This window comes from Bifidobacterium tibiigranuli (genome assembly GCF_009371885.1).
Lineage (GTDB): Bacteria > Actinomycetota > Actinomycetes > Actinomycetales > Bifidobacteriaceae > Bifidobacterium > Bifidobacterium tibiigranuli.
Window position 1 is genome coordinate 37,486 of sequence record NZ_QLZA01000004.1, and the last position, 15,860, is coordinate 53,345.

The 15,860-nt window shown below is 64.6% G+C and carries 18 protein-coding genes, 1 tRNA gene and 1 pseudogene; 3 read left to right on the plus strand and 17 right to left on the minus strand.

The window, feature by feature from the left end:
* Window positions 1–314 precede the first annotated feature (314 nt).
* The 7 genes from DDF78_RS04260 to DDF78_RS04290 form a co-directional block, all read right to left on the minus strand.
* On the minus strand, window positions 315–4,517 hold the full coding sequence (locus DDF78_RS04260; protein WP_152580527.1) for an LPXTG cell wall anchor domain-containing protein: 4,203 nt from the start codon (window positions 4,515–4,517) through the stop codon (window positions 315–317).
* Between the two features lie 165 nt (window positions 4,518–4,682).
* Window positions 4,683–5,780, minus strand: a complete 1,098-nt coding sequence (locus tag DDF78_RS04265; RefSeq protein ID WP_024464670.1) for a hypothetical protein — start codon at window positions 5,778–5,780, stop codon at window positions 4,683–4,685.
* A 176-nt stretch (window positions 5,781–5,956) separates the two neighbouring features.
* Complete coding sequence (locus DDF78_RS04270; protein WP_152580528.1) at window positions 5,957–6,451, minus strand: hypothetical protein; 495 nt, start codon at window positions 6,449–6,451, stop codon at window positions 5,957–5,959.
* A gap of 38 nt (window positions 6,452–6,489) precedes the next feature.
* On the minus strand, window positions 6,490–7,023 hold the full coding sequence (locus DDF78_RS04275; protein ID WP_152580529.1) for a hypothetical protein: 534 nt from the start codon (window positions 7,021–7,023) through the stop codon (window positions 6,490–6,492).
* Window positions 7,024–7,030: 7 nt separating this feature from the next.
* Window positions 7,031–7,477, minus strand: coding sequence for a hypothetical protein (locus tag DDF78_RS04280; protein ID WP_152580530.1), 447 nt, complete (start codon window positions 7,475–7,477; stop codon window positions 7,031–7,033).
* A 50-nt stretch (window positions 7,478–7,527) separates the two neighbouring features.
* The gene (locus DDF78_RS04285) at window positions 7,528–7,995 is read right to left on the minus strand and encodes a WhiB family transcriptional regulator (RefSeq protein ID WP_024464177.1); all 468 of its coding nucleotides are present in this window, start codon (window positions 7,993–7,995) and stop codon (window positions 7,528–7,530) included.
* On the minus strand, window positions 7,992–9,254 hold the full coding sequence (locus DDF78_RS04290) for a helix-turn-helix domain-containing protein (RefSeq protein WP_024464176.1): 1,263 nt from the start codon (window positions 9,252–9,254) through the stop codon (window positions 7,992–7,994). The genes DDF78_RS04285 and DDF78_RS04290 overlap by 4 nt, the downstream gene beginning before the upstream one ends.
* A gap of 56 nt (window positions 9,255–9,310) precedes the next feature.
* Between DDF78_RS04290 and DDF78_RS04295 the strand changes: the two genes are divergently transcribed.
* Window positions 9,311–9,997: a DUF6037 family protein gene (locus DDF78_RS04295; protein ID WP_152580531.1), complete on the plus strand. Its 687-nt coding sequence runs from the start codon at window positions 9,311–9,313 to the stop codon at window positions 9,995–9,997.
* Here DDF78_RS04295 and DDF78_RS04300 read toward each other — a convergent pair.
* From DDF78_RS04300 to DDF78_RS04330, 8 genes are all read right to left on the minus strand, one after another.
* Window positions 9,976–10,662, minus strand: a complete 687-nt coding sequence (locus DDF78_RS04300) for a hypothetical protein (RefSeq protein ID WP_024464174.1) — start codon at window positions 10,660–10,662, stop codon at window positions 9,976–9,978. The two genes, DDF78_RS04295 and DDF78_RS04300, sit on opposite strands and share 22 nt — an antisense overlap.
* Window positions 10,659–10,997 (minus strand): helix-turn-helix domain-containing protein, encoded by a 339-nt coding sequence (locus DDF78_RS04305; RefSeq protein ID WP_034533003.1) that lies wholly within the window; start codon window positions 10,995–10,997, stop codon window positions 10,659–10,661. The genes DDF78_RS04300 and DDF78_RS04305 overlap by 4 nt, the downstream gene beginning before the upstream one ends.
* Window positions 10,998–11,011: 14 nt before the next feature.
* Complete coding sequence (locus DDF78_RS04310) at window positions 11,012–11,203, minus strand: hypothetical protein (RefSeq protein WP_024464172.1); 192 nt, start codon at window positions 11,201–11,203, stop codon at window positions 11,012–11,014.
* Window positions 11,200–11,421 carry a hypothetical protein gene (locus DDF78_RS04315; RefSeq protein ID WP_152580532.1) on the minus strand — a complete coding sequence of 74 codons (222 nt, stop codon included), beginning with the start codon at window positions 11,419–11,421 and terminating at the stop codon, window positions 11,200–11,202. Before DDF78_RS04315 ends, DDF78_RS04310 begins: the two co-directional genes overlap by 4 nt.
* Window positions 11,418–11,594: a hypothetical protein gene (locus DDF78_RS11705; RefSeq protein ID WP_154677509.1), complete on the minus strand. Its 177-nt coding sequence runs from the start codon at window positions 11,592–11,594 to the stop codon at window positions 11,418–11,420. Before DDF78_RS11705 ends, DDF78_RS04315 begins: the two co-directional genes overlap by 4 nt.
* Window positions 11,594–11,854, minus strand: a complete 261-nt coding sequence (locus DDF78_RS04320) for a hypothetical protein (protein ID WP_024464169.1) — start codon at window positions 11,852–11,854, stop codon at window positions 11,594–11,596. The genes DDF78_RS11705 and DDF78_RS04320 overlap by 1 nt, the downstream gene beginning before the upstream one ends.
* Complete coding sequence (locus DDF78_RS04325) at window positions 11,851–12,339, minus strand: hypothetical protein (protein ID WP_152580533.1); 489 nt, start codon at window positions 12,337–12,339, stop codon at window positions 11,851–11,853. The genes DDF78_RS04320 and DDF78_RS04325 overlap by 4 nt, the downstream gene beginning before the upstream one ends.
* Window positions 12,340–12,478: 139 nt before the next feature.
* Window positions 12,479–12,724 carry a helix-turn-helix domain-containing protein gene (locus DDF78_RS04330; protein WP_152580534.1) on the minus strand — a complete coding sequence of 82 codons (246 nt, stop codon included), beginning with the start codon at window positions 12,722–12,724 and terminating at the stop codon, window positions 12,479–12,481.
* Between the two features lie 92 nt (window positions 12,725–12,816).
* On the opposite strand from DDF78_RS04330, the pseudogene DDF78_RS12275 reads away from it, so the two are divergent.
* Window positions 12,817–13,071 (plus strand): annotated as a pseudogene (locus tag DDF78_RS12275) (helix-turn-helix transcriptional regulator); the annotation flags it as partial.
* A 62-nt stretch (window positions 13,072–13,133) separates the two neighbouring features.
* Here the strand turns inward: DDF78_RS12275 and DDF78_RS04340 are convergent.
* A tRNA-Lys gene (locus tag DDF78_RS04340) sits at window positions 13,134–13,207 on the minus strand.
* Between the two features lie 399 nt (window positions 13,208–13,606).
* Here DDF78_RS04340 and DDF78_RS04345 point away from each other — a divergent pair.
* The gene (locus DDF78_RS04345) at window positions 13,607–14,818 is read left to right on the plus strand and encodes a glutamyl-Q tRNA(Asp) synthetase (protein ID WP_152580535.1); all 1,212 of its coding nucleotides are present in this window, start codon (window positions 13,607–13,609) and stop codon (window positions 14,816–14,818) included.
* A 718-nt stretch (window positions 14,819–15,536) separates the two neighbouring features.
* Here DDF78_RS04345 and DDF78_RS04350 read toward each other — a convergent pair.
* Window positions 15,537–15,839, minus strand: coding sequence for an acylphosphatase (locus tag DDF78_RS04350; RefSeq protein WP_152580536.1), 303 nt, complete (start codon window positions 15,837–15,839; stop codon window positions 15,537–15,539).
* Between the last annotated feature and the right edge of the window lie 21 nt (window positions 15,840–15,860).

A 15,860-nucleotide genomic window follows, 5' to 3' on the forward strand; every position in this document is an offset into this window, starting at 1 on the left:
GCCTCCCTCCCAAGAAGTTAAGAAGATAAGAAGATAAGAAAACAAGAAGTTAAGAAGTTAGGAAAACAGGAAGTTGAATGTCCGGAGCCGTGTAAGGCCGGCCCCGGACGAGGGGCGTCGCCCCTTCTCCCGTGGGGATTGCGGGAGAGCGGGCGGCACCTTCATTTATTCAGGACTCGCCGCACGGGTTCGCGATGCGGCGAAGAGTTCCCCGGCCGGCGGCCCGCTTCTCAGCGGGACGCCATCCCCAAGCCGGGACATGCGCGGGAAGGGCAGGGGCCGCCCATGGCGCGAAGGCCACGGGCGGCATGCGCCTACTCGGCCGAATCCTCGGAGCCGGCCGCCATCGACGCCGCGGCGTGGGCCGCGTGGCGCCTGCGCGTCACGAGCATCACGGCGGCGCCGCCAGCCAGCGCGACGACCACGAGCACGACGCCCGCTATCGGCGCGCCGGTCTGGGCGAGCTGCTCGAGCTTCGTCGGGACCTTGCCGTTCCAATCGTCTTGGTTCGACGTCACCGGCGTGTCCGAGCACAGGGTCCTGCCATCGACGTGGACCGCGTTCCTGGGCGGGACCGGCTCGCCGGCCTTGCCGTTGCCGAACGGGTTCTGGTCGCTGGCCGGGCACTCGAACAGCGGGGTGCCGGTGACCTTGGCGCGGTCGGTGTGCACCGTGGCGACGCCCCGAAGGGTGCCGGTCACGTCCACATGGTCGCCGGGCTTCAACACCAGCGTGTCCCAGTTGGCGGGGTACTTGAGATCCGTCACGGTGCCGTCGCCGGCGATCGTATGGTCCTCGAGCTTGAGGTCCTTGGCCTGGAAGACGGCTCCGTGGCTCTCGGGATCATTGCTGGTGTTGGTGATCGTGAACACGATGGTCGTGTCGCCGGTCACGCTCAGCGCGTCCTTGGGGTCGTTGCGGTCGCCCTTGAACAGGCCGCTCTTCTCATCCCACTTGACGATGTGGATGGAGGGGGTCAGCTGCGGAGTGCGGGTCCACACGATATTGCTCGGCAGGACCTTGTCGTTGTAGTGCTCAACGAACTGGTTGGCCTGCTTCTCGGTGACGGCGATGCGCGTGCACTGGATGTACGCGCGCCATCCCGCCTCGTGCGCGTTGTCAGCGCTCACGAGCGCCTTGTAGGCGCTGGTGGCGCTGACGGTGACCACGCCGGCTGGGTCCTGCTGGGCGGTGAACAGGTCGGAGCCGAACTCGGAGGAGTCGAATCCGCTGCCGGCGATCTTGCTGCCCTTGTCCGCGACGATCTTGCCGTCCTTGTACAGGTCGGCCTGCGCGTACACGGCCCACTGGCCCGTGTACTGGTCGACCTTCGTATTCAACTGGTCGGCGATGTCCCATCGGTCCACTGCCGGGTAGGCGCGGCTGGCGGGGATCGTCGAGCTGTCGAGCTGGTAGAGGAACGTGCTGTTCAGCCACACGGACTGCCCGTTGATGGATGCCCCGCCGACCTTGATGGTCACGTCCTTGACCGGGTTGATCGGGGCCAGCGGGTTGGAGACCTGATTGGTCTGCTTGCGCATGTCGTTGACGACCTGGGTGGCCGTGTTCTTCACGACGTAGCCCTTGGACACCTTGATGACCGTGTAGGGCATGACCAGCTGGTACGACTGGCCGAGCAGGGACTGGTCGATCGCGGGGCTCTTCAGCGCGTCGTGCTTGTCGCTTTTCGCGTAGGCCGCGAGGTCCGCCGGCTGCGGGTCGCCTTTCACCGTGGCTCCGGTCGCAGGCACCTTCGTGTCCACGGTCCTCGCGAACGCGTAGACGACGCCGTCGATCACCTTGATGTTGAACCTGGACGTGTAGTCCTTGCCGTCCGCGCCCAGCACCGCGATCTTGGACTGGTCGATCGACACGTACTGCTCGTCGAAGTCGTCCACGATGCCCAGCTTCCACACGTCGTACGCCTGGTTCTGCTGCTTGGCGTCCAGGGTGACGGTGTAGGTGCCGGTGTCGCCCAGCATGAGCGTCCGCCCGTCGATGGAGATGGTCGGGTCGCCCTGCCTGGAGCCCTGCGTGTCCGTCTTCACGGGGGTGAAGGCCGGGGGCACGTTGAACACCACGTTGGACGGGGTCAGCGAATTGTTCAGGGTGAGCATCCACTGGTTGTCGACCTTGTGGTCCGTGGGAGCGCTCTTGGAGACGGTGCCCTCGAAGCGCAGCTGGATGCGCGGGTTGCCGCCCGCCTTCCAGCCTGCGAGGAGCGCCTGGTCGCTGATCGTGGCCTGCGCCAGGTGCTTCGCGTCGTCCCACTTGGTCGCGTACGCGCTCTTGGGGATGACCTTGCCCGTGTTCAGATCCATGAGTTCCAGGGTCTGCTTGTCGGGCTGCAGGTACTGGTCGTAGGTGTCCGTGAGAACCAGGTTCCTCACGCCGTAGGCGAGGGTGTCGGGGAGCTTGGGGGTGGTGAGCAGCTGGTATTCGACCCGCTGGCCGGGGAAGACGACCTTGCCGTCCACGCTGGCCTGATTGCCGCCCTGGCTGGCTTCGCCGATCACGTCCTTCTTGACCGGTGGCACGTAGCCGCAGATCGCCGGGACGTTGGTCGGCGTGGTCACGTCGTTCACGCTCTCCGAGCCGGAGTTCGTGAACCGGGTGCTGTTCGCGTCGCAGAACTCAAGCTCGTCGCCGGGCTGCTTGCCGTGGTCGGCGCGCACCTGGGCCGCGCCCTTGCCGTTGGCGAAGTTCACCGTCATCGGCACGAGCAGGGTGACCTGCAGTGGCGTCTTCAGCCCCTTGAGCTTGGCCAGGTAGGCCGGCTTCGCGGTCGCGCTGGCCTTCGAGCCATTCAGTGCGATCTTGAACTGGCTGGTGACGTCCTTGCCCTTGGTGGCGATGTCGTTGACCGACGCGCTCACGTAGTGGCCGTTGGCGTCGGACTGCCCGTTCGCCTCGTACACGCGGATCGAGGATGCCGGTTCGGGGTCCACGAGGTAGTCCGAGGCCGTCCAGTCATCCGCCAGCGCGAGCTTCGTGGGGGCCTGGATCAGGTTCGCGTCCACGGTCCCGTTGACCACGGAGGCGACCCGGTCTTCATCCAAGAACACGTTGTTGTCAGCGCCGGTCGCGTTGGTGCGCCCCGGGTCGACGACCGTCTGCCACTTGCCGTCAGCGCCCAGCTTGACCCAGGACTTGTCGGGGGCCGGCGTCCAGGTGGGGAACTCGTGCTCGTCCGTGGATGCGGCGGGATGCTCGTTCCAGGTCACCTTGGCGATGTCCTTGACCTTGTTCACGTCAGGCTTCGAGACCGTCACATCGAACGAGAACTCGTACGAGTGGTCCGAGGGCAGGAAGGACTTGTACGGCTGGTTGCGCGTCGCGCTGACCGTGTTCTTGGCCTTGTCCCATGTGATCGCGAAGTCCGCGCTCACGTCCTTGTTGCCGTCGTCCTTGTCGATCAGCTTGTAGTTGCCGACCGTGTACTTGACGCCGTTGGGGGTGATCTGGTCGCTGAATGCCATGGCGTAGCCGAACAGGCCCGTCTTGGACGTGATCACGGTGCGGTTGACCATCTGGCTGGCGCTCACGCCCTTGTCGATGCTCTTGGCCGGCGGGGCCGGGGGCACGTCCGTGACCGTGAAGTCCTCGCCCGCGGCGCACGCCGGGGTGTTCACGGCGGCGCCCATGTGGCCCTGCTTGGCGACCTGCGCGCTGAAGCAGTAATGGCCCGGCACCCAGCCGTTCGCCATGCCGAAGTCCTTCGGGGTGAAGTCGTCCGAGCCGGTCGCGCCCTGGTTGGGCATCGCCTTGTCCCGGTTCGCCTCCGCTCCCGGCACGATGCCGGCCGCGGACCCGGCGTACTTCAGATGCGTGCTCACCGTCACGTTCTCTGCGACCGAGCTGCCCGAACGGTCCAGCGTGACCGTGTCATGCACCGGATCGTTCGACCCGGCCTTCGGTGCGGTCGAGGCCTGCGTGTTCACGGTCAGGTTGTATGTGGGTGGGGCGGGCTGGTTCTTCGCCAGCACGATCACGCGCAGCGAAGCGCCCAGATTCGCGTTGATGACCTCATCGGCCAAAGTGCTCAGGGTATGGTTGCCGCGCTTGTCGGTCCACGGGCTTGCCGCGTTCCAGTTTATGCCCTGGTAGTTGTAGGTCTTTCCGGCTACCTCGTCAGCCCATTTCTGGTGCCACAGGCCGCTGTCCGCCCAGTTGCTGATACCGGTGAATGTGTGGCTGTCGTCGTTGCCGACGATGCCCACGCCGACCAGCCGGCAGTCGGCCGCGCCCTCGCCCGTGTAGCTCGCCTGGCACTGGCCGATCGCCTGGCCCAGCGACGTGTTGATCACGTCGTTGGCCGTGCCCGCCGTGCCGCCGCCCGTGCCGCCGCCGCCATCCGATCCCGTGCCGCCGCCCGCGTCGGCCATCGCCACCGCCGGCGCGGCCAGCGTGGCCAGCGCCGCGACGCCGGCAACCAGGGCGCGCCAGGCCTTCTTGCGCGCCAGGCCGGGATGATCGCTCCCGGTCTCGCGTGCGCTGTGTTTCAGATTGAACCCCATAAGGCTCTCCTCCGATTTCTGTCATGACAGAAGCCCGGATGGGCTTCCCGACATCAATCAGACCACCGGCGACACGCCGTAGCCGAGGACAAGCGTCACTATTTTTTTATAAAAAATCCGCCCCCCCAATTATTAGGGAGACGCGGATTCTTATTGATCGATGGACTAGTTCAGCCCGCTGCAGTCGCCGAACACCTTGCATCGGTCTGTGGGCGACAGGATGATCGCGTTCTTGTTCTGCTCGGCCACCCAGGCATCCCAATTGAAGCTGCTGCCGCCTTGCTGCCCGCCGCCGTTGTTCGCCGGCGCGGGTGCCTGGGGCTGTGCCTGCTGTCGTGGCGCGGCCGGCTGCTGATAGCCTGTGCCGCCGCCAGCGTAGGACTGGGCTGCGCCGCTGTAATTGCCGTAGGCGGGGGTTTGGGCGTACGACTGCGTCGATTGCGCCGCGCCCTGGGATTGCGCGGCCGCTTGGGCCTGGGCTGCTGCGGCGTCGGCTGCTGCCTTCGCGTCGGCGTCGCTCTTGGTCTTCATGGAGTCGTTGACCTGCCGGCTCGCGTCCGCCAGGGGCTTCAATGCAGCCGTATACGCTTCGGCCAGGCCCGGCTTCAAGCCGGTGCCGGGGGTCTTGAGCGTCTTGTCCGCGCCGCTGATCGCGGCGGAGAGCGCGTCGCGGGTCCTGTTGTCCGCGACCTTGCCGTTCGAGTCCGCCAGGAGCTTCTTCGCCGCCCCGTCGGCATTCGAGAGCATGTCCTTCGCGTCCTTCACGCGCTTCGAGGACTGCGAGGCCCTGACCTCGGCGATGGCCTGATCGATGGCCTTCGCATCGTCGCCCAGGGTCGCGCGGGCCTGGGCGTAGCCGTGCAGCACGGGGATCTCCTCCCACAGCGCCCAGGGGCGCGCCTGTCCCGGAGCCGGCAGACGCCGGCCGGCGGCCGTGTTCAGCGCGTCGATGGTCTTCACGTCGAGCACCTTGCCCTTCGCGCTTTTGGCGAGGTTCCTCGCCTCGCCCGTCTTCCCGATGTAAGCGCTCCGCTCGGCGGCATAGGACGCCTTCTCCGCATCCAGCCTGTGCGCGGCGTACGCGCAGCCGCCCGCGTATGCGGCGGCCAGAGCGAGCACGACGCCGACGGCCGCGATGACCGCGGCGCGCCTGCGCCTCACGGCCCTGGCAGGACCGCTCTGCGCCATCCCGTCGTCCGGCCCGTCGGCCACGCTCTGCAGACCGTCCGTGTCGACGACTGGCAGCGCCTCGGTCTCGGCCATGTCATTCTCCTCATGATCTTCTCCTTCGAATCTCCCCTGACCCGGCAGACGCACACTACCACAGGCGTCCGCCCATCCGGACAGGAACACATCTAATCAACTAAATGTCTTATTGTTTTCTTGTCTAATTGTTTTATTGCTTAACTATGTTTCTATATATCTATGCATCTATTCGTCTATGCGTGCAGCAGGTCGGACGCGGCGTGCAGCACGGGCATGAAGGCCGCTGCGGACAGGAGGCAGGCCGCGCCTAGGCACAGGCGCACCCAGAACGGGACCGGCCGCCAGGTGCGGCCGGTGGTCATCACGACCCTGCCTTTCTCGTCCACATCGATGGGGCGTTTGCGCCCGTACCTGGCCCACCGCCACGCCTGGCGGCAGATCGCGGGCACGACGAACACGGCCACGACGGCGGCGGCCACCTGCACGCACAGCCAGAGCGGCACGCCGGACAGCGACGGATCCCTGGCCTCGAACGCTGCGGAGAAGCGGCGCACTGAGTAGTCGAGCGTTATGACGCAGCCCATCGAGAGACAGAAGGCCTTCATCACATCCAACTCGGCCTCGGACATGCTCCGCTTGTCGATGACCACGGACTGGATGGTGAACCAGGCCTCCGAATAGAAAATCGCGGCGAACAGGGGGCAGGCCAGCCAGTCATAGAACGTCATGACTTCTCCTTATCTTGTACAGGTCCATCAAAATGGCGTCACCGGCCTGGAACCAGAGCGGATCCGGCATGGCTGTCGACGGTGCCTTCGCAGGCATGGCCCGGCTGCCCGGGCATGTGATCGAGCCGCCCGTCAATCAGGCACGCCATGGGCATGCCTTCCAGCGCGGATCGCGGCGTGACGATGACCGCGTCGCTGTACGGGTCGTACTCGGCCCGGAAGTGGTCGTCCGCGCTCACGCCCAGCGGGATCATGGACTCCGGGTAGTCCCGTCGCGTGCAGTGGAAGCTGTATGAGCGGTGCAGGCGGCGGACGCCGCGCCATGCCTGCCCCAGGGCGTCGAGGAAAAGCACGACGATCAGCGTCCATCCCACCGACAGCGCGGCGATGCGCGCGTCCCCGCCATGGTGGTCTCCCGCGACCGTCGCCGTGGTTGCCGCCATGCCAGGCAGAAGTTCGAGCTCTGCAACGGCTATGAGGACCCACCCGGCAGGCCGTGCGGCATCCGCCGCGTGCATCCAGAGCCAGCTGTTCCTTGTATTCGTCGTCTTCGTCTCCGTTTTTCCTTTCATGTCGTCGTCAGTACAGGGCTGGCTGGATCGCGTGCGGGACGTCGGGGCCGTCGGCCAGGATCAGCCCGAACGCGTCCGATTCCAGCCGTTCGACGTCCCCGATATCGCGCGCATGCTCGGCGAGGATCCGCTCGAACGTATCCCGCGAGACCGGCGAGGGGACCAGCCGCCCGCCCGGGCCGGACGCGAGCACGCTCCACGAGTCCGTCTCGAAGCGCGAGAGCCACGACGGGCACCGGACCGACAGGCCCCGCCCCACGTGGAACGAGAACCGTATCGCGTCGTTCGCCTCGGCCGAGCCCGCAGGCTCCGCGATCCCGTCGACCTCGTACACGCGAGGTAGCGTGACGTAGAACTCGAGCCCCCCGCACACGCCGATCCGGGGCACCTCGAACGGCGCGCGCACGCCCAGGCGCCTGTTGCACGTCACCCTCACCCTCCGCTTGCCAGCCATGGCCGCATCCTTCCCGCAATAGACGAATAGTTGGTTTTCAAATTCATTGCTCAGCCCGTCTGCCTGGCCGTCCCGCTGTCCGGGGCGAGGTGCACGGCGCGCCAGCGGCGCTGCCGTTCGGCCGAGCTGCGGTGCCGCGCCCGGCTGCGCTCGTTCTCCCTGTCGCGCGCCTGGCGCACGACCTCGGGGTTCTCGCGCAGCCAGCGGGCCAGCGCGCCGCGCGGGTCGGGGTCGCCGGGCGCGAACCGCACGCCGGCCTCCTCGGCCAGGCGCTGCAGCTGCTGCCTCGCCCTGACCGGAAGCCCGCCCATGACGCCGAACTGGTCATGCGTCGCGATGCCCAGCGCCAGGCAGTCGGCCTGCAGCGGGCACATCTCGCACAGTTTGACGGCCGCGGCGGTCAGCTCGCGCTGCGCCCTGGCGTCCGGCAGCGAGTCCGCGCCCCACATCAGGTCCTGCACCGGCTGCGGCAGCCCCATGCAGATCCCCGCGGGGGCCTGGGTCTGGACACTCGTCATAGCGCGCCTCCTTCCGCCGTTCGCAGATTGCCGGCGAAGTGGTATCCGCCGGCCATCGTGGCGGCGGCCCGCTGCTCGGCCGGCGGCTCGCCCTCGCCCTGATGCTCCGCCTGCCAGTCAGCGACGATCCGCTCGTCCGCCAGGCCGGCCCGCAGACCGGCCACGACGTGCTTCTTGGCGGCTGGGTAGTGCCCGTCGTCGAAATCGAGACGGACCAGCACGCCCATGATGGCCGCCTCGGACGCCTCGCGGCGGGCCGGGGCGGGATGCTCCGGCCGGACGCCGGGCGTCGTCTGGGCGATGAGCCGGCGGCCCCGGGGGTCGTCGGCCATCTGCGCGCCGATCTTGTCCCACTTCTGCAAGAGCTTCGCCGGGCCGGTGACGCACGAGCGCCACGAGAACGCCCCAGACCGCTCCCGGTCGCCGGGACGGCGCAGCGCCCATTCGGCCACGGCCAGGCTCAGGTCCGGGCCGTGCGCGTCGAGCAGGCTGCGGGCAGCGTGCAGCTCGCGCTTCGAGCGCGGCCCGCCATCGGCTCCCGGCTGCAGGCCGCTGGGCACCGGCAGCCCGGCGTCGGCCAGCAGCAGGCGGAACCGGTCGCACAGCCGCCCGGCATCGGCGTCCGGCTCCAAGCCGCCCGCTCCGGCCTCGAATCCCGATCCGGGGGATCCCCCGGTGGGGGGATGCCCCGTAGGGGCAGAGGGGTATTTGTTTGTTATTTGTCTATTGGTGGACATTTTCGACACTTTTCCGGTCAGAATGTCCACTCTCGAATCCGGCTCGGGGTGGGTGGACATTTTGTCACTGTCGAAAATGTCCACCCACGAATCCGGCTCCTCGCCCGCCGCGTCGGGCTCCTCGCACGCCTCGGCTCCGGGATACTCCTCCGCTGCCTGCACCGGCTCGGTCTCGTCGGGCTCCTCGATGTCCTCGGGCTCGATCTCGACGGGGCAGCCGCGCATGACCACGTTCCACACCGTGCACCGGTGCCCAGGCCTGACCGTCAGCCCCGTGCGCGGGTTGTGCGCGCTGAAGTCCTGATCGCCCGGCTCCAGATAGCCCTTCGCCACCAGGCAGTCCAAGGCGCGGCGCACCGTGCGCTCGTTGCAGCAGCACGCATCCGCGATGCTCGCCAGGGCCGGCCACGCGGCCTGCCCATCGTCGTAATACGCCTTCCTCGCCAGGAACACCAGAATGTTCTTCTCCGACGGCTTCAGCCCGCGCACCGTCCACGCCCACGCCTCGCACGCCCCGCTCATGACTCGCCCTCTTCGGATAATTCGCGCACGTCGCCGCGAGCGGGCACAATGGGATGATGGAACTCGCGGGGCTGACCAGAATCGTGGATACGGTCATGCGCGAGGAAGCCATCGACGCGCCCCGCCTGGCATGGGACTTCACAGACGGCCCGGCGGCCTTCCAGGCGACCTACGTCCATCAGATGGACCACAAGGACGAGTACGGCGATTACGCGCAGATGCTCGTGGCCCAGATCCTCAAGGACACCGGAGGCGAGCGGCCGTGGTCGCACATATTCCACGTGCATCAGGGCCGCGCCGGGCTGTGGATGAAGCCCTGGATCGGAGAGGACTACGCCACGCTCAAGAAGATCCTCGGCATCGAGGCAGGCCGGAACGGGCCGAGATGGTCGCCCGTCAGCTTCATCCAGCACATCGACGACGCGGCGGGCGCCATGCGCTTCCCAGGAAGGCATCTGATCAGATACGCGGCAGCGCTTCCCGAACGGCTCAGACGCGACGTGGACGAGGCGGACAAGACCATACTGCTCGGCTTCCGGCACAACACCGGAAACGCCCACCAGACCGCTGAGAACAATGACAAGACCAGAAGGCTGAGATCCAAGCAGGTCGCCGACTACTGCCGGGAGACGAACCAGTCGAGCTGCTGGACCGACCAGCTGAGGAACGGGCAGAGGGAACTGCCCATACCCAGGAACGTCATGGAGCTGCAGAACTCGCATCAGTACAGCCTCCCCGCCTGAATCGCCTCGAGGACGCCCTGCACGGCCATATCCGCGCACTGCATGGCGAGCGGCTCCAAGCGCCTCTCGAACGCCTCGATATCGGCAGGCGGATCGGCCAGAAAGGCATGGACGCCCTTGCGCAGCGTGTCATCGAGAAACTCGTAGACCTCGTCCTTCATGGCCCGCTCCATGCTGTCCGTGAAGTCGAACGCGCGCGCCAGCACCAGCCGGTCGTGCTCGCTCAAAGCGGTCCGCGGATCGCGCCAGCTGCCATCGGAAGACGACTGCGGGCAGCGCTCCCTCACGGGAGGACGCCCGAGCGTGCCGGATTCCAACGCCTTGCGCGCCTGATCCGTCTCGCGCTCCACGCGCCTGGAATAGGCGTCGAACGTCAGCGACCAGCGCCGCTCGCGGCTGGTGCGCGCAGGGAGCTTCAAAAGCTGCTCGAATTCGAGGATCCGCAGGCAGTCCATAACCGACAGGTCCGGCGCATCCCGCTCCGTGGTCTGCTCGCGCAATCCTGTCTCCTCGGCCAGGCTCGCGGCCATGTCTCCTATCAGCGGGCCGGCGGGCGTGACATGGCCCTCGTCGTCGGCCCGGCCGGCCAATGCCAGCAGCGTGAGCTTCCCGCCCGGCCACGGCAGCCGTACCTCCAGCGCCCGCGCCATCATTCCCCAGCTCATAGCATTGCCTCCTTCGCATGCCTTCCGGATACAGGGTCCCTGCCTGGCAGCAGGTGCCAGTTCTCCTCCTGCAGGTCGTCGTCCCCGCCGCATCCCGGCCAGCCCCACATCGGCCGGCCGCGGCATTCCAGATAGTTCTTCCTGATCAGAGCCGAGAGCGCTTCCCGCACCTTGTCCTCGCTCAGGGCGAGGACGTCGGCGAGGTCGCCCACGCTCGCCCTGGCCTCGAGACGGCCGGGCGACGCGAAATGCGCCAGAAACGCCAGCACGAGCCGCGCGTTCGGCTCCAAGCCATACGCGCGCCACACCCACTGCGAGACGGCCTCCCGGCTCATCGGATCCACAACCCTCATCGCGACCACCACCCGAACATCGCTTCGAGGACATAGACGATCATGACGCCCGCCATGAGCGCCAGGAGCGTGGCGGCGAAAAGTATCCGGTCATGCTCCTGGGGGTCGCCTTGCAGACCGCGCACCACCACGCCGAGGCCGAGTTGGCAGGCCAGCAGGCCAATCAGCACAATGTAGAACCAGCTCATCGCCCGCCTCCCTGCGTCGGGGCGCCGCGCAGCGTGCGCTCACGCTCGGCCCGGATATCCGCGTCCATGCCCAGCGCCTCAGTCAGGGAGTCACGCAACGCCCTGGCCTGCGCCTCGTCCAGCGTCACCACCTGGCCGCGCAGCCCGTAGGCCGAATCGTCCCGGATGCGCACCTCGAAGAAGCCCTGCACGACCCGCACAGCAAGCATGCTCATCATTCCGACCGCCTCCCCGCCGTCACCAGCCGGCGCAACGCGCCGACCATCACCTGCGGCACGCCGATCACCGTGCTTATATAGCAGTCCATCGACCCGTCACGGGCGCTGGACGCCAATACCTGCTCGTCTGTCCTGCTCAAGCGCTTGCGCAGGCGCGTCACCGTCGACTCCATCACTCGGCCCCCTTATCGATCTCGGCCATCTCAGGCGCGACGATCAGCTCGTGTGCCAGGAAGGCGACAGTGGTGACGACGGCGAAGAATCCGCCGGCCGCGACGCACACCAGGTACGAGGGATGCCAGACACCGGCCAGGCCAATGAGGAAATAGAGCAGGAAGCCAAGCCCCGCATACACGCCCAGGCACATCGCCAGCACGCCCAGCCAGAACAGCACACCACGCAGCAGCGCGAAACGAGAAGAATCATTTTTCATCGGGATGCCTCCGAATCGGCAGTCGAGCGCCGACGCTCGGCGTTGAGGAAATCACGGGACGCCCGCCAGTCCAGGACGGACGCGGCCAGCCACGCCGAGCACCCCGCCAGAGCGAGGAACACGGCAGCGCCTGCGGCCAGGAGAGCGACGCCCCGCCCGACGGACGAGACGCATTCGATCAGCAGCAACGCCAGGAACAAGGCCGAGACCGCGGCAAGCACGATATTCTGCATGTAGCGGCGCGCCCGGCCATGCCAGTACGCCACCTCATCCACCACATCGGCAGCATGGGAGACAGTCGGACGCTTATGCCCGCCGTTCGCGGGATGCGCCGCCATCGCACGCCGGCGCTCGGCCGACGACACGCCCGGAGCGGAAAAATCAGGAAAAGTGACGCATGCGCCCGCCACGCCCCGCACGACACGCATACCATTGTCATCAGGCACCAAGGAAAAACCCAAGGTGCGCCTGTTAAAATCAGTCATCGCAATGACTCCTTACTAGGGATCTGGACGGAAGAAGTTTCTGAAGGCTCATTCGTCCGGGTTCTTGTTATTGCACGCCGGCCCGGTGGTCCTAAACACCGGGCCGGCATTCTTTTATTTATCTGCAAAAGCAACTTGGCTACACGAGTACCTCGGCAGCGTATGGATTATCGGAAAAACCAAAAACGAAATCAGAAGAAAGCCCATATCGGTTATGGAGAATCGCAATATCCCTGCTGTTCCAAGTAACTTTCTTATTTACTTTTAGAGAGACGGATGAAGCGGACAGGCCCATTACAGTGGCGAGAGCTCGGTAGCTAATGTTCTGGTCTTTTAGCCATTGTTTCATTGGATTGACCGCCATTTCGCCCTTTTGTTCATCCACATTCAACAGAATAGCGTTGATTTTGCTTAAACGCAAATTAACAGATAGACTGTGTGTTGAATCAGTTCGAACAAATGACAAGAAGGATGAAAATGGCTTTGCAAACCGTGAATGGCGTTGGTCTCGACGCAACCCGCGTAGAGGAGACCATCTCCTTCAATGTGAAGATCCGACTTGCTGCCTTAGGCCTGAATCAGTCTGCGTTAGCGGATTACCTAGGTATTAAGCGTTCTACAATTTCTGTGAAATTAAACGGCAAAAGCGTATGGACTGTGCCTGATCTTGTTAATACTGCGAATTATTTAGAAACGACGCCTGAGGCTCTCATGGACGATTCCATGATGAGTCAGATGCCGAGCAGAAATAAAAATGCCGCAGCCGCTGATACGCGACCACGGCATTCGGCAAGTGCCCCCGCGGGGATTCGAACCCCGGACACGCTGATTAAGAGTCAGCTGCTCTAACCAACTGAGCTACAGGGGCGTTGGCAAGTTCCTTGAACCGAGTGACTACTTTACTCCCAAATCATCCCCCCGCAAACCGGCGTGTCGAGCCGTTAAAAAGACAGCCCTGTGGGCTGTCTTTAGGCTCGACTGAGCAGCCGCTAAGGCTGCGAAGAGCGAAGCCGAAGGCTGAGCTATGACTAGTGAGCAACCAGATCGAGCCTACGTATTGCGAGGACCGTTAAGCAGACAACGCAGCGCGTTGTCTGTAGGTTCGACTGAGCAGCCGCTAAGGCTGCGAAGGACGATGCCATAGGCATCGTCAGTCTGTAGGTTCGACCGAATCTCCCGCTAACACCGCGAAGCTAAACCGCAACCCGCCCAACACGCCACCAGCTGGAATAGTGAATAATGGGTGCGTGGAAACGAGGTGAGGCTCATGCCGGAGTGCATAGTAAAGGGGCGTTTTGCGCCGACTCCCTCGGGGCGTCTGCACATCGGCAACGTTTACGCGATGCTGGCCGCGTGGCTTTCGGCGCGCGCTCGCCCCGGCAGCCATATTGCCTTGCGTATCGAGGACATCGACGTGCCGCGCGTCGTGCCTGACGCCGACCGATGGATTATGGATGACTTGGCGTGGCTGGGTCTCGATTGGGATGGCGACCCCGTATACCAGTCGCGGCGCGGCGAGATTTACGAATCGGCGCTGCGGGCGCTTGCCAGCCGCCCGATGCCCGAAGCGGCAACGGCCGCGAACCCCGTGTACGATTCCTCGCTGATCTACCCGTGCTTCTGCTCGCGTGCGGAAATCCGCGCGGCTTCCGCACCGCAGGAAGGCGACGGGTTCACTGTCTACCAGGGTACGTGCAGGCGGCTACTGCTCGAAAACCCCGACGAAGTGCGCGGCAGGCTGGCCGCAGGTGCCCAGCATTCGCTTCGCATAGCAGTGCCTCCTGCACAGTCCCCGCTGACGTCGGTTGCATTCGAGGACCAGATCTTCGGCGCACAGCGCTTCGACCTCGCCCGCGATGTGGGCGATTCGGTTGTGCGGCGCTCGGATGGGCTGTTCTCCTACCAGCTGGCCGTGGTGGTTGACGATCTGCTCATGGGCGTGGACGACATCGTGCGTGGGCGGGACTTGCTGCGCTCCACCGCACTACAAATCTGGATTCGCTGCCAGTTGCTCGCCGCTGGATTCGGAGCCGACTCCATGCAAGGATTTGGTGGCGTCGTGAGTCCTGGCACGGATTCCGGCACGAGGCAGCAATCAGACCAAAATCCAAGCGCGCCAAACCCGCGATACGCCCATCTGCCGCTGATTGATGACAATACCGGCCGCAGACTCGCCAAGCGCGACCGCGATCTCGACATGGGCGCGCTGCGGGAATCCGGAGCCAATCCGCGCCAGATCATTGGATACTGCGCGTGGCTGCTGGGTCTGCGCGAGCCGAACGGGTCAAACAGGCCAAGCAATCCAAACGAACCGGGCAAACCTGATTCCGGTTCCGATTTTGGCCCCGTCCCCATGACGTCAGACGAGGCGCTGCAGTTGTTCAGGCGTAACGGTTGGAACGCCCTGCGTATGAACCCCACGGACTGCGTGATTGAACCGAGCGCAATGACTCATTTCATGGATTGCAGTGATGCTTAAGAGAGAGCGGCTTATTTCGGCTATGCTGTGTGACTGCCCCGCATGATTCATTGTTAGCAGACACGGCCCATTGTGGCGGAAACCCTAGGACGCAGGCCGTATGTGATGATATGTGGTATCAGTTTGGTCATTTCTTCGTACTTACAACCTCTTTGCGAATTTCATTAGGCTCTTTTTCGGGAATACGCCGTCGCGTGCAGCGAAACGCTTGTGCCTTAAATTTTGGAGAATGGCGGTATTCCGCCAAAGTGGCAAGTACATGATGTGGTGTCTACTTGGCGAAAAGCCTAATGAACGAAAAAAGGGCTTAATGAATGACGATTGTGGCCGCCCGACTGCCCGACGCCATTCAAGGCCGACTCCCCGGCGCAAATGACATGACGTAAATGGCATGACAGTGAGGCCAGCCGCTCTGGCAGCCGCGAAAACCCATTCATTAGGTCTTTTTTTCGTTCATTAGGCCCTTTCGAAAGTATCCACTCATTTCGCCTTTCATGCAATCCTTGAAATTCCGCCGTTTCTTGGAATGCGACGCAATCGGAAAAGTCCTTGCGCGGATGGGTTTGCGCAATAATGGGCCTAATGAACGACGGGTGGTGAGTGGGGAGCAGCGATAGTCCTCGCAGCGCCGCCTGAAAACGTCTGAAAGCGCCTGAAATCAAGCAACGCAGGGTTTGAACCTCTTCAAAGGGAATTCCAAAAAACTGCGCAAGCGGCCTCAGTACCCCGGCTCCACGCGGAACTCCTTGGCCCCGGCACCGTGGCGAATCGAGATCGGCTGAGTTTCCACGCTGCTCACTTGGGACCAGCGTGGGCCGAGCTTGAGCTGGGAGAGGAGCTGCGCGATGGCTGTGCGCTCGCCCTGCGCCTCGACTTCGACCGAACCGTCGGCGCAATTGCGCACCCAGCCGGTGAGATTGAGCCGCCGCGCCGCGTTGAACGCGAAGTAGCGGTACCCGACGCCCTGCACGAGGCCGGTCACCCGCGCATGAATCCGAATCTCATCCGCCGTGTCGTTCATTCGTAATGCCTCCACCGCTAT

Bases quoted from the DNA above. Each gene is read 5' to 3' on its own strand.
- DDF78_RS04265 (WP_024464670.1), bottom strand. From the start codon at position 5,780: ATGGCCGAGACCGAGGCGCTGCCAGTCGTCGACACGGACGGTCTGCAG.
- DDF78_RS04275 (WP_152580529.1), bottom strand. From the start codon at position 7,023: ATGAAAGGAAAAACGGAGACGAAGACGACGAATACAAGGAACAGCTGG.
- DDF78_RS04325 (WP_152580533.1), bottom strand. From the start codon at position 12,339: ATGACTGATTTTAACAGGCGCACCTTGGGTTTTTCCTTGGTGCCTGAT.
- DDF78_RS04280 (WP_152580530.1), bottom strand. From the start codon at position 7,477: ATGGCTGGCAAGCGGAGGGTGAGGGTGACGTGCAACAGGCGCCTGGGC.
- DDF78_RS04260 (WP_152580527.1), bottom strand. From the start codon at position 4,517: ATGGGGTTCAATCTGAAACACAGCGCACGCGAGACCGGGAGCGATCAT.
- DDF78_RS04300 (WP_024464174.1), bottom strand. From the start codon at position 10,662: ATGAGCTGGGGAATGATGGCGCGGGCGCTGGAGGTACGGCTGCCGTGG.
- DDF78_RS04270 (WP_152580528.1), bottom strand. From the start codon at position 6,451: ATGACGTTCTATGACTGGCTGGCCTGCCCCCTGTTCGCCGCGATTTTC.
- DDF78_RS04310 (WP_024464172.1), bottom strand. From the start codon at position 11,203: ATGAGCTGGTTCTACATTGTGCTGATTGGCCTGCTGGCCTGCCAACTC.
- DDF78_RS04350 (WP_152580536.1), bottom strand. From the start codon at position 15,839: ATGAACGACACGGCGGATGAGATTCGGATTCATGCGCGGGTGACCGGC.
- DDF78_RS04320 (WP_024464169.1), bottom strand. From the start codon at position 11,854: ATGAAAAATGATTCTTCTCGTTTCGCGCTGCTGCGTGGTGTGCTGTTC.
- DDF78_RS04345 (WP_152580535.1), top strand. From the start codon at position 13,607: ATGCCGGAGTGCATAGTAAAGGGGCGTTTTGCGCCGACTCCCTCGGGG.
- DDF78_RS04315 (WP_152580532.1), bottom strand. From the start codon at position 11,421: ATGATGAGCATGCTTGCTGTGCGGGTCGTGCAGGGCTTCTTCGAGGTG.
- DDF78_RS04285 (WP_024464177.1), bottom strand. From the start codon at position 7,995: ATGACGAGTGTCCAGACCCAGGCCCCCGCGGGGATCTGCATGGGGCTG.
- DDF78_RS04295 (WP_152580531.1), top strand. From the start codon at position 9,311: ATGGAACTCGCGGGGCTGACCAGAATCGTGGATACGGTCATGCGCGAG.
- DDF78_RS04305 (WP_034533003.1), bottom strand. From the start codon at position 10,997: ATGAGCCGGGAGGCCGTCTCGCAGTGGGTGTGGCGCGCGTATGGCTTG.
- DDF78_RS11705 (WP_154677509.1), bottom strand. From the start codon at position 11,594: ATGGAGTCGACGGTGACGCGCCTGCGCAAGCGCTTGAGCAGGACAGAC.
- DDF78_RS04290 (WP_024464176.1), bottom strand. From the start codon at position 9,254: ATGAGCGGGGCGTGCGAGGCGTGGGCGTGGACGGTGCGCGGGCTGAAG.